Origin of the sequence: Ureaplasma ceti (assembly GCF_040369755.1) — a bacterium.
In the GTDB taxonomy this organism is placed as follows: domain Bacteria; phylum Bacillota_I; class Bacilli_A; order Mycoplasmatales; family Mycoplasmoidaceae; genus Ureaplasma; species Ureaplasma ceti.
Map to the genome: position 1 here is coordinate 22404 of NZ_BAABQM010000001.1, position 12700 is coordinate 35103.

At 29.8% G+C, this 12700-nt stretch carries 12 protein-coding genes; 5 read left to right on the plus strand and 7 right to left on the minus strand.

Annotation, left to right across the window (positions count from 1 at the left end):
- The first annotated feature begins 69 nt into the window (after positions 1-69).
- Genes ABWU82_RS00040 through ABWU82_RS00050 form a run of 3 tightly spaced genes read left to right on the plus strand, consistent with a single transcriptional unit; the run spans position 70 to position 1772 of the window.
- Entirely contained in the window at positions 70-1026 is a 957-nt protein-coding gene (locus ABWU82_RS00040; protein WP_353289464.1) for a DUF6856 family protein, read from the plus strand.
- Positions 1013-1585: an O-methyltransferase gene (locus ABWU82_RS00045; protein WP_353289465.1), complete on the plus strand. Its 573-nt coding sequence runs from the start codon at positions 1013-1015 to the stop codon at positions 1583-1585. The genes ABWU82_RS00040 and ABWU82_RS00045 overlap by 14 nt, the downstream gene beginning before the upstream one ends.
- A gap of 4 nt (positions 1586-1589) precedes the next feature.
- Positions 1590-1772: a hypothetical protein gene (locus ABWU82_RS00050; RefSeq protein WP_353289466.1), complete on the plus strand. Its 183-nt coding sequence runs from the start codon at positions 1590-1592 to the stop codon at positions 1770-1772.
- A gap of 7 nt (positions 1773-1779) precedes the next feature.
- Here the strand turns inward: ABWU82_RS00050 and ABWU82_RS00055 are convergent, their stop codons facing one another.
- Entirely contained in the window at positions 1780-2346 is a 567-nt protein-coding gene (locus ABWU82_RS00055; protein WP_353289467.1) for an IMPACT family protein, read from the minus strand.
- A 24-nt stretch (positions 2347-2370) separates the two neighbouring features.
- Here ABWU82_RS00055 and miaA point away from each other — a divergent pair, with 24 nt between their 5' ends.
- Positions 2371-3285: a tRNA (adenosine(37)-N6)-dimethylallyltransferase MiaA gene (miaA, locus tag ABWU82_RS00060; protein ID WP_353289468.1), complete on the plus strand. Its 915-nt coding sequence runs from the start codon at positions 2371-2373 to the stop codon at positions 3283-3285.
- Complete coding sequence (hemW, locus tag ABWU82_RS00065) at positions 3278-4330, plus strand: radical SAM family heme chaperone HemW (RefSeq protein ID WP_353289469.1); 1053 nt, start codon at positions 3278-3280, stop codon at positions 4328-4330. The genes miaA and hemW overlap by 8 nt, the downstream gene beginning before the upstream one ends.
- Before the next feature lie 59 nt (positions 4331-4389).
- Here the strand turns inward: hemW and ABWU82_RS00070 are convergent, their stop codons facing one another.
- The 6 genes from ABWU82_RS00070 to ABWU82_RS00095 all read right to left on the minus strand — a co-directional run bounded on the left by ABWU82_RS00070 (position 4390) and on the right by ABWU82_RS00095 (position 12505).
- The gene (locus tag ABWU82_RS00070; RefSeq protein WP_353289470.1) at positions 4390-5805 is read right to left on the minus strand and encodes a hypothetical protein; all 1416 of its coding nucleotides are present in this window, start codon (positions 5803-5805) and stop codon (positions 4390-4392) included.
- A gap of 217 nt (positions 5806-6022) precedes the next feature.
- Positions 6023-7189 (minus strand): hypothetical protein, encoded by a 1167-nt coding sequence (locus tag ABWU82_RS00075; RefSeq protein ID WP_353289471.1) that lies wholly within the window; start codon positions 7187-7189, stop codon positions 6023-6025.
- A gap of 82 nt (positions 7190-7271) precedes the next feature.
- Complete coding sequence (locus ABWU82_RS00080) at positions 7272-9734, minus strand: leucine-rich repeat protein (protein WP_353289472.1); 2463 nt, start codon at positions 9732-9734, stop codon at positions 7272-7274.
- On the minus strand, positions 9725-10318 hold the full coding sequence (locus ABWU82_RS00085; protein WP_353289473.1) for a dTMP kinase: 594 nt from the start codon (positions 10316-10318) through the stop codon (positions 9725-9727). Before ABWU82_RS00085 ends, ABWU82_RS00080 begins: the two co-directional genes overlap by 10 nt.
- Positions 10318-12036 (minus strand): anaerobic ribonucleoside-triphosphate reductase, encoded by a 1719-nt coding sequence (nrdD, locus tag ABWU82_RS00090; RefSeq protein WP_353289474.1) that lies wholly within the window; start codon positions 12034-12036, stop codon positions 10318-10320. Before nrdD ends, ABWU82_RS00085 begins: the two co-directional genes overlap by 1 nt.
- Positions 12017-12505: a 4Fe-4S single cluster domain-containing protein gene (locus ABWU82_RS00095; protein ID WP_353289475.1), complete on the minus strand. Its 489-nt coding sequence runs from the start codon at positions 12503-12505 to the stop codon at positions 12017-12019. The genes nrdD and ABWU82_RS00095 overlap by 20 nt, the downstream gene beginning before the upstream one ends.
- Between the last annotated feature and the right edge of the window lie 195 nt (positions 12506-12700).

Genomic DNA, 12700 nt, shown 5'->3' on the forward strand with positions numbered 1-12700 from the left:
TTATATTATTTTAAACCACAACTAGTATATATAATAATCTTCTTTTACTATGTTAAAATAACACATATTATGGCAATTAAAAAATCAATTCTTATTACAATCGGATCAATCGCATTAACAACTGGTATCGTGGCCACTGCTGTTTGTGTCCCAGCCTACGTTAATGTACAAGGTAACAATCCAAAATTATACAATTTTCAACCTAACGCACACGGTTCTTTAATGATGAATGCTTTAGATATGGGAGCTGTGAATGTTAGCTTTAAAGAAGCTGTTTTAGGGACTACTAAAATCAACCATGGAACGTACTTTATTTACTTAGGTAGTCAAGCTTATACTTCAAACAACGAGTTCTTATACGGTGCTAATAATGCTTCACCGATGTCATTTGAAGCTAACCAAAACTTACAGTTAAACGGTTATTTTGGCCAAGCGTTAAACCAAATTAATACGCTACAAGTAAGACCTCAAGTCTTAATGATGCAAGATGTCTTAACGCCAGCTGTTTACAAAGAACAATTAAACTACAACAACCAAGTGAAAACTTGAAAAGCTTATGACATGAGTAGTGATAAACTAACAAGACAACAAAGACAACAACATGCGTGAGCTATTTCGGCCCCAGAATGAAGTTTTGCCCCTGGTAAAACTTACATTAACTGAGAAGGTAAAACGACTTACTTTAGAACTGATAAATACGCAACTGAATTCCAAAACGCAGTAAACTTCGTAAACAAAAGATTTAAAAATGTAAAAGACGTGAGTGGTTCATCAGGAATTATCATTGGTTACAAGGATGGCAACATCTGTAGCAACTATACTGGTTCGTTTAACGGATCTAGTGACTCATCGAGTTCAAGTACAGCAGCGACAACTCAAAGTAACCAATTCTTCACTGCTTTTAAACCACAATTATTAGCTGATCACGTGGAATCAACTAACTTAGAAGCTAGTTCTACAGCTGCTAGCAACGATTTCTTAAATTGATTACAAAATAACTACGGTATTAGTAATGAATCTAAATAATAACCAAGTCTTATTAGACTTATGTTTACAAGATAATATTCCGATCATCAGAGACCAAACTGCGTTTCTTATCGAAAAAATTATTTTAGAAAATAATTTTCATTCATTGTTTGAAGTGGGTACTGCATACGGTTATTCTGCTAGTCTATGAATTCAAATTCCACAATTAACTAACATTACTACCATTGAAAAAAACGAAGCTAACCATGTTCTAGCGAAACAATACGTGCACCACGACAATTTACATTTAGTGTTAGGTGATGCTTTTACTTATGAACCTGAAACTAAATTTGATTTAATTTTTATTGATGGACCTAAGTCACACCAAGAAAATTTAATTACTCATTACATTGAATATTTAAATCCTAACGGGATTATTGTTATCGATAATTTATTCTTAAACAAGATTAGACAAATTCCAGAAGAATTACGTTCTAAAAACCAAAATAATCTAATTAAAAAGTTAGATGACTTTGTTTTATGATTACAAAGATTGCCAAATTGAAGTTTTAAATTTTTAGATTTAGATGATGGCATTGGGATTTTAAAAAGGGTTTAATTTTATGGAAAAACAAGCACAAAGATACACAAAAACGAAAAAGAAATTAACACAAGAACCCGAAGTAAAAAAAGAGAGAGAGCTGAAGCTCTCTCATAAATTGTTAATTGTTTCTGTAATGTTTATTTTATGTATTGGTGCAATCGTTGCGATTGTTTTATTACTTGTTAAAAAATATCATTCTTAAAATTAAATTATTTTTGAACCAGTTTTTTTAATAACGAATGTGGTGTTATTTCAACATCACATTTTATTTCAAATATGACATCTTCACCATATTGTTTATCTAAAATAGTGTAGTGGTTGCTATTGATTCAGTATTCAATGGTTTTTGTGTCGTTGTAGTCAAACTGAATTTCGTAATAGTAATACTTTACAAAATTTAGGAGTTCGCACTCTTGAAATAAACTAGAAATTGTTTTGGTGTAAGCACGTAATAAACCGCCAGCACCTAACTTGATGCCTCCGTAGTACCGAACCACCACTACTAAAATATTAGTTAATTCATTTTTAAGTAATAAAGAGAGTAGAGGATAACCGGCGGTACCACTAGGTTCACCATCATCGCTATATTTTTGAACTGATTGAGATTCGTTTAAGATGTAAGCGTAGCAGATGTGAGTGGCATCATAAAATTGCGTTCTTAAGTCATTTAGAATCGCTTCACAGTCTGCGACAGATTCTACGTAAAAATTAAAACCTAAAAATTTAGATTTTTTAATTTCGTAGAGATTATTGTGTTCTTGTGCAATTATTTTCATAAATTCAATTATAAGGAAGTCTTTATGCAACCAGAGAAAAAATTAATTATTATTATCGGTCCTACCGCAGCTAAAAAATCACGGTTAGCGCATTTAATTGCTGAACGTTTTCAAGGTTCAGTTATTAATGGTGATGCTTACCAAGTTTATAAAGAAATTAGTGCCGGGATTAATAAACCTACTCAAGAAGAGATTGAAAAATATGATTATCATTTAGTTAATTTAATTTCTTGAAACGAAGAATGAAGTATTGCTCATTTCCAAAAAGCGTTTGATAATGCCTATGACGAGATCGTCCAACGCCAACGTTTACCCATTTTATGTGGTGGCAGTCATTTATATACAGATGCGATTATTAATGGTTATGATTTATCGATTGATACTACTCCATATGAAACAGAAATTGCTAACTGAACTATTGAAGAATTATATGCCTATGTGTTAAAGTATGATCCGGTGTCGGCTGAAAAAATCGGTCCTAACAATTACAAACGGCTATTTAGATGTGTTGCTTTATTAAAGGCAAATAACAATATTCCTAAATCTGTAACTGATTTGCAAAATAATAAACCGGTGTATAAACCGTTAATTATTATGGTAACAAAAGACAGACAAGTGCTTTATGACAAAATTAACGCACGGTTTGACAGATTCTTTAGTGAAAACAACTGGATGGAAGAAATCCAACAGTTAATTGAAAAAGATCCAGCGATCATTGAGTCACTATGCTTTAAAGCAATTGGTTACCAAGAAATTGCAAACAGCATTTTGAACCATACTCCAGTGGATACAGAAAAATTAAAACAAAAAACGCGTCAATTAGCAAAGAGACAATTGACCTGATGTAACAACAAATTCCCAGATAAATTAGTCTTTGAATTTGAAAAAGATGACCTTGAAGAAATCTTTGCCAAAGTGCAAGAATTTTACTATGACTAAACATTTATACCTTCACATTCCGTTCTGCAACCAAATCTGCACATTCTGTGATTTTAAACGTATCAAGACAAATAGTTATGAATTAATGCAAAATTTTGTGAATGACTTGATTCGTCAAATCCAGTTAACTTCTGTTCCTCACCAATACACCACTATTTATTTAGGGGGTGGCACTCCTAATCATTTACCTGATGATTTACTAGCGAAGTTATTAGAGTGTCTACAACAATATTTAGATGATACTAATAACTACGAATTTACAATTGAATGTAACCCAGACTTAGTAACCCAAACCCAAATTGATGTTTATAAAAAGTATGGCTTAAACAGAGTGTCACTGGGTGCACAGATTTTAAACAATAAAACTTTAAAAATTTTAAGAAGAGAGCACAACGCTGATCATATTCAACAAGCCATTGACCTGTTGTATCAAAATGACTTAACCAATGTAAGTTTAGATTTTATTTATAATTTACCCAACGAAACATATGCTGATTTAGATGATATTTTTAACTTTGTTCATAAAAATAACATTAAGCATGTATCGTTTTACGCACTAGAACTGAAACCTAATTCTATTATGACCAAAAGTAAATACCACTTGGACTTAGATAAAGAAGAAGACCAAATGGAATATATCGAACAAAAGTTCCAAGAATTAGGTTACCACCGCTATGAAGTTTCTAACTGATGTTTAGCACCTGAATATGAATCACAGCACAATAAGTGTTACTGGTTAAGTCGCGACTGAAAAGCACTCGGTTATGGTGCTAGTGGATTTGAACACCAACATTCTTATGTAATTACTAATAAAATTCCAGAACCTGTCGCTGAAGTAGAAAAGGTATCTGATAAAGATTGGTACTTCCAAATCTTAATGATGGGTTTAAGATTATCAGCGGGTTTACCATTAAACCAAGAACCATATAAAGCTGCTTACGAATTTTATAAAGACCGGTTAATTAATTGTCAAATTGTAGACGGTTATTTACGGGTTAATAACCTAGATTTATTGGATGATACTTTATTAGCTCTAATGGATTAATTTGTAAGAAAGAAAAACTCCTTGTTGTTTGTAATACAACGAGGAGGATTTTTTATACCTTATCTTTTTTTAGCGTTATTTTCGCGGTTAATTTTATTTTTTAGTTGAATAGCGACATTTCTTGGTGGAGTGGTCGTTTCTTTAATGTGATTATTATTTTCAATTTTTAGAAAAAATTGGTCTAACTTAGATAATTTCTTAGAGTCTTCTTTTTGGACTTGTGACTCAGTTAGTTGAACTGTAGGTTCAACAGTTTCTTCTAAGTTACTTAAGACTTCATTGGTCATTTCAGACAAGAAATCATCTTGGCAACTTTCTTGTGCATCACTTTGTTCTGCAACTTCTGCTTCTAAAGTAATGGAATCATCATTAATGTCTTCTTTATTGGTTAAAGATAAGATAGGGTTAGTACAAATTGTTTGAACGTTTAAATGTTCAGTTTCTTCGTGACAAGTGCATTGACAATCTTTAGCAGGATTGTTATGACAAGCGGTTTTTATTTGCGCTTGTAATGTTTGAACTTGTTCACTTAATTCTTGTACAGTATTTTTCATTGCCATTAATTCTTTGTTCTTTTCGATTAAGATTTTTAATAACATTGAATTTTTATGACTAGAAACAACATCTACAATTTCTCACAAAGTATCACGGTAACCTAATACTAATTTTGTTGTTTCTTCATCATTTTTCTTTAAAACCGGGTGAATTACGTGAGTGTAACTACTTAGTTCGGCTCACAATGAATAAACCTCTAAACTAAAAGTTTCATCAAAAATATGCTTACATAAATTTAATAAGAAAGTATTGTTGATATTTAATTCACTTTTAGGTAAGACTTCATGTTCTCTTAAATAGAAACAGAAATCTCTGATAACTTTTTCTAAAATACTTCTAAACAACATTAGGGTTGCTTTGGGAGATAATTGGTGAATGGCTTGTGCTTCTTTGAATCATTCATCACAAGTACTACAGCCACTATTTAAGTCGCGTCAGATAAGACTAGGATGTTCTTTAGCTTGTCTTACTATTTCTTTATTGACTACAGGTTTTTTTAGTTTACATGTAGAAGACTTGTTGGTTGGTTCTACATCTATACTATGAACTGTATTTTCTTGAGTAACTGGACGAGTTTTAATTTCGTATAACTGATAAAGTCTGTTAACTTTGGTACCTTTATTTAAGAAATTAGCTTTTTCAGCTAAAGCGTTGTATAACAACTTAAAACCAAGAGAAGTTTTATCAACACTATTGCTTTCTAAATATTTATCCAAGATAACGTTTAAGTTTTTAGCTATTTCAATGTCACTTAGATTATCAATTAAATATTGATATTCTGTATCGATTGCGTGTAAGCTAACTAATCTTTTCATTAAACTTTTGCACTCTTGTGCATCTTTCAGTTTTTTGTGCATACGATTAATGCATTCAGTGTCTGGCATGTTTTGTGCATTAAAATTTTTTTGTTTTGGAGACATTTATTTTCCTCCTTATTTATTTTTCTTAATTGAGAGCTATTTCATAGCCCTTAATTAAAATTTTAATACTGAATTAAATTGGTTTTGGTGAGAAGCAATGTAGAATTGAACTACTTTTTCTAAAAATAATTCAGTTTGTTTTAAAAAGGAGAAAAAAACTCGCGTAGCTCTTGAAAAATACGCGAGTTTATGTGTAAGAATTATTATTTTTTACTAATTAAATAACGTCATGAGCCTGTTGCAATGACTGTTCGTGTTCTTCGTAAATAGTTTTATAGTGCTCTAATATTTTAGAAATATTATTACGTAATTCATATTTATTACAGATTTTTACTAAGTTAGTATGAAGATTTAATAACTGATTATTAACGTCTAAAAATAGTGAATCAATTTGTTCGGTGTTTAAGTCTTCGTGGAATGGGTGTGCATAGTTACTTAGATTTGATCACAAACCATTAATTTTATTTATTGAGGAATCTGTTATAACACCCTTGCATAAATTAACGTTAAATAATTTTTCGTTAGGCAAAGATTTGATAACATTTAAATTTTGTAATTTTAAAGCAAAATCATAAATTAATTTTTCCAAAGAGTTTCTCAGTAAGATTAAAGCTGATTTACGTGAATGGTTATAAATTTCTTTGGCTTCATTGATTCAAATGAAGAATTTATAGTTCATATCATTAGGGATAACACTAAATTCACTAAGTTTAGGAGCTTCACTCGTTGATTCTGAAATAATGCTATCTGCAGATGATTCTGGCGCAATTTTTTCAGTAGTTTGATTGCTATTTTCTGTATTTAAAGAGTTAGATAAGCTTTTTAGTTCGTTGTTTTCATCAAAATATTCATCTAGAGTGTCGATTAAAAATGTGCAATATTCTTTATTTTTGTTTTTTCTTTTCTTGGTTAAATAAGTACTTCTTAGTAGCCTAATTGCTCTATTTGATGTTATTTGAGTTATCAATTGTTTTATCTTCTCTTTATTATCTGAATCATTAAAAGATGTTTTTAGATCGTTGAAAATAGATTCAACTTTAGGAAATTTTACATTAGACTTATTTAACTCTTTTAAATAATCATCAAAATTGATACTTGTAGATACTGGTTGAGAATTGTTTGTTGAAGTGTTTAAAGAATTTTTTAATATTTGTTTAATTTTGGAGATTTGTTCATTAGAATTGGATTGTTTAAATGTTTCAGAATTTAAGACACCGCTTATAATACTGTTTATTGCTCCTTTTCTTGTTATTAATGAAATATTTAATTTTAACGTCTCTATATTTTTGTTACATTCATTTCATAATTGTATGAAATATTCATTAAACTTTTTAGAAGTGGTCTTTTTGTTATTTAAATGATCAATTAACTTTTTTGTTGACATTGTAGTGTTCCTTTTTTGAGTATTTTTTAATAATAAAATTCTCACATATCGTTTATGTGAGAATTTATAATTAAAAGTTATTTTAATTATTAGGGATTGTTTTTAAGTAATTAAAAACAATATGATGTTTTATTAATCTTTGGTGTGTCACGTGTTCACAAATATTATCTTCATTATTTGTGACTAAAATGAACCGTCTATTACCGTTATCTTCTTGGTTTAACGCATTAGTAGCTACACCTAACGTGCCTGAACCAGCAAAGAAATCCATAACGGTTGAATTAGGAGTTGTAGTGGCTCTGATTAATTCTTTAATTAATTTAATAGGTTTAGGTGTAGAGAAGTAAGTTCGGTCGCCAAAATCTGCAGCAATTTCGTCTTTAGCAGACGAAGTAGTACCGAAACAATCAAAGATGTTTGGAACAGTAGCTCATTCTTCGAATAATTCGTTATTCACTAAGTAAGGTTTTTTTAATTGATGAAGCACACTACTTTTACTCTTTTTACAAATGATAATATATTCGTAATCAGTTTGGAGTTTATGAGGATTTAACACAACTCTATTAGTGTCAAATCAAGGGTGTTTTTTCTTTCATTGATGTAAAGAAACTAAGTCGTTACCAAACACTAACTGGCATAAATTGTACAGTAATTGATATTCACCATCGTCAATATTAATTACCAAAAAACCTGTCTCAGATAGTAATTTATGAGCTAATTCAATTCTAGTTTTCATAAACTGTGAATAATTTTGAATGTTGTCTTCATAACCAATGTAATCAATTTTGGAATTATAAGGTGGGTCAATAATTATTGAATCAATCTTATTTTCAAAATTAATTAACAAACTTTGTAAGGTGTAATAGTTATCAGAGTTAATTAAATAGTTATCAGCTGTTGATCTTGTTAAGACTTTAGTGGGACTGTGTAAAAAGGCACTGTTATGAACATTAGTTTTTTTTGATATGCTTGCTTGTTGCAAATGAGAACAATAAGCAAATGCTCATTGAGAAATATATTTAATTAAATCACTGCAATAAATTTCAGTTAAATTCTGACAGTTAATAAAAGAATTCTTTTCAATTACTGTTACATTACCTAAATCGATAGAGGTTAAATTCTTGCAACTTGCAAAACAACCTCTTTCTAGTTCTTTCACTGACTCTAATAAAGTGATATGGCCTTGAGCTTCATGAACAGGACAACAAATTAATTTGGTTAAATCACTATTGTATAACATTCCATCTTTCACAACAAAGTTAGGAGAATGAGATACAAATTCTAAATTTTCATTCATATTAACAAACGGATTGTAACCAATGTCTTTTAAGTTATGGTTGAAGATAATTTTGCTTACTTTTTCAATACCGTAAAAAGAGTTTCTGGAGATAGATTCTAATGATTCTGGACAGTAATAAACAGGATTAATTTGGTTACTTAAAACAGAATACAATACTTTAGCGTCTTTACTGTATACACTATTATTTAAGATTTGAAAATTACCGACAATAAAATTTTTATCATGATTTGTGTTAGTTAATACCATGTTAACAGCAGCGCTAAACGGATTGTTTTCAATTCTTTTTAAATTATCATTGAGCACCAATTTTTTGATTTTATTACAGTTATAAAAACAATGTTTACCAATAACTTTAGTAGATTTTAGTAAGGTTAAATCCACTTCTTCTTCTAATGATTGACAACAAATCACCCGGTTTAAAAGTTTGTTATAAAGTAAATTTTCTACTAACTGAAAATTTTGCGAATTATTTATAAGTTTTAATTTACGGCAGCCAGCAAAGGGATTGTTACCTAAAGTGGTTAAAGAGCTGGGTAAATTGATGCTTTCTAAATTAACGCAATTAAAAAATGCGTCTCCACCAATAGAAATTAATCCTTCGGGTAAAATGACCTTTTGGATATTGTGATTATCATAAAAGCATAAAGTATCTAAATGTTTAGTACCCTTAGGAACAATTACACTATTTTTGCTACCACAATATTTAAGTAGTTTGTTGTTATCGTAAACGAATTCATCATGATTGTATTCTAGGTTATCAGATTCTTGTTGCTCGAACTTCAATGGTCATGTGTCTAACAAATATTCGTTTTGTACAAATTGATTATTTTGTTGGAAAAAGATTTGTCTTTCTATTAAGCCGTTGTACAATCTAGATTTATAAAAAAATTCTTCAGATTTTAGATTTGGTACGGATTTGCCCCATTTATCAAAATATAGTTTATATTCTTGGTTCAAAAGAATTCAGTCATTAGTTATGACCAAGTCTTGTAGTAAGTGACCATGTTGAAACCAATAATCCAAAAATTCTAATAGAACAAAATCTTTTTCTTGAATTAAATTGAGTTCTAAGAAATTGTTCACTTTGAAGGTATTTTGGTCGGCATGAATAACTATTTGTTGTCCGTTAGAATAAGATTTGATAAATTCATTGATCTTTTCTTCTTCAAAAAAATCTAAAGCGGAATACAAAGCGACAAACTTAAATTGTTTAGACACATTAATTTCGTTATTAATTAATTCCATTCAATAATTTCCCTTTCCTTTAAACACGCTATAATTTGATGCACAATTTGTTCTGGTGTTAATTCGTCTGTATCGATTATGATATAAGGCAACTGAAAATCCTTACAGAATGCTTCCATTTTTTGATAAATGTAATTAGTTTTTTCTGTTTTGGATAAATCACTATCTTGACGATTTCTATTGAGAAGACGCTTTTCAATAGTGCTTTGTTGCGCTCTTAAAATTACGGTTAAGTTAGGTACAGGAATTTTATGTAACAGTAAACTAAAAATATCTAAATTACATGTTTCTCCGCCTCAAGCATAATTAGAAGCTAAGTGACGGTCAGTAATAATGTTAGTATCTTTGTAACGGTCGTACATATATAAAGAGCCTAATCCATAAAATCATGCAGATAAATTCCGGTTAGGGTTCTTATTAATTTCATCACGGATTTTTTTGTAGATTGTTCTGTTATTATCCGACTCATCGAATAATAAATGTAGTGGTTGTTCAACAAAACTCCATTGTAATTGCTGTTGGAGTAAGTTGCAGATGGTGGTTTTACCAACACCATCCATACCTTCAATAGAAATATGCTTCATTATTTATTAACTTTTCTTAATAAAGATTCGTTATATTTACCACTAGTAAAACCATCTTGAATTTCTAAATAGCCTGAGACACGTCTAATTCTTTTGATGTTTTTGCTAGAACAATTGCTACAAGAATCGAAGATACCTTTGGTATTGCAATCGTTGCAAATATCTAATGGGAAATTAAAGCCTAAATAATGAACTTCTGTTATAGCTGTAAATTTAATTAAATCGTATAACGCTAACCAATTGTTTAACGGAGCTTCTTTTAATTCAACATATGTAATGCTGCCCCCATTAGATAAAGTATGGAACGGAGCTTCTAATTGAATCTTTTTAAATGCTGGTAATAATGAGTCGACATTGACATGGAAGGAATTAGTGTAAAAACCTTTTTCGAAGACTGGGTGATTGAAAGATTGTTTATCACATTCTAAAAATCTACCACTAATTAGTTCGCCTGCAGTTGCTAATAAAGAGAAATTAATATGATATTTTTCGGTGTATGAGTCTACTTGTTCTCTCATAGTTTTAACGATATCATAAGCGATTTTATAAGTATCTTGATCATTATTTCAAAATTTAGATCCAGTTAAAATTTCGACTGTTTCACTTAGACCAATATATCCAAGTGATAAACTAAATTGTTTTAAATTTTCTTGAACACCTGTTTCTTTAATGTCTTGCATCATAATAGGGAATTCAGCAATAGTTGGGAAATAGTTTGTACCTAAATTAATAGTTTTATCAAATCTATCTAACAAAATTTCTGTAGTTTTATCCATTAAAGAACGTAATTTTTCAACGAAAACTTTAACTTTATCTGAGATGCTACAACCAGAACATTCTTTATCGGTTTGTAGAGCTAATTTCACAATATTCATAGAAATATTAGCTAAATTACCACGACCTATGCAACCTTGTTCTTCTCTGAAAATATTACTCATAATTCTTGATCTGCATCCAATAATACCTAAAGTATAGGGATCATAAGGTGCATCTTCTTCACAATCGCAGAATAAATATGTAGGAATCATTTTAATTGCAGTAGTTTTTAAAGCTTCTTTTAATAAATCGTGATTAATTGTGTCTGGTTCTAAGTTAATTCCTTTTTTAACTTTAAATACAATATTTGGTTTGTATACGTCGTTTCTTGATGTTTTAAATTCTTGTAATAGAGTCTTGGTTAAGAAACGAGAAAAATCGTCGGTACCTAAACCTACGTTAAGTGTGATGTAATAAGAGGTTTTACCCATTCTAGTGTGCATATCATTACATCAATTAATCATAGAACTGATGCAAGATTCAAAGATAATTGTATTTTCTTGGTATGCAGTAACACCTACTTTTTGAAAAATTTGAGCTAAATCTATGTCGAAATTAATTAAAGACATACCTCCAGATTGTTCATTACCCATTTTTTCAAATAGTTCTTTAAGAAAATCGAATGTTTTTATAATTTTTTCTGCGTCACAACGCAAATTTTTAATTGAATTGTAGGGGAATCCTTGTAAAAGATTAAATCCTAAGCAGTTATAAGTTAAACCATACGCATCTAAATCGTGAATATGGATATAACCTTCTTTATGTAAATTAGCTAACTCTGTAGGAAGAGAAGCTAAGATGTCTTTTTTGTAAGCTTGTTCGCCTTTTTTATTCAAAATGCCAACGTATGATTGTCTATCGGCAGCATTATCTTGGATAGTTCTATTGCGCTTCGTATTCATGAGGTTCTAATGTCTCCTTATCTATTTCTCACATTGTTTGGTTAGTAGAACCAACAAAAGGTTTAGTTCTAGTAAATAAATTTAATATAAAAGGCCCTGTTTTGACAAAATTTAAATATTGGAAAAAAATTTCTGGGACTTCATTAAGTTCGTGGCCGGTATATAAACAAATATCTAAATCTTGTAATTCTATTAGTAATTCTAAAAGAGCGTCTTTTTGCAATAAAGGTTCTCCTCCGGAAACCGTGATTCTATTTATAACGTTTCCGGTCTCTTTTAACTTATTTCTTATTTGGTTTACTAGTTGTGAAACTTCTATTGGCTCAACATCATTCATATTTTGAATGGATTTATTTTGGCAGCCTTTACAATGTATATCACAACCTTGTAAAAAGATAACTAATCTATAACCGGGACCATCATTTACAGATAAATCATTTCGTATTGAATTTAAGTATATAAGTGCCATATATTTGTAACTTCTACTTAAAGTAGATATATTTTCCTTTCGCGTGTAATTGTTATTCCTTTTTATAACATTACATTTTTATTATAAAACTGTTTGAACACATAAAAAACGTATTAAGCATAATATGATTCTAATAATTTTCAAAAGTCATTTTTTATATAAATTAGCACTCTAATATATAAAGTGCTTGACAAT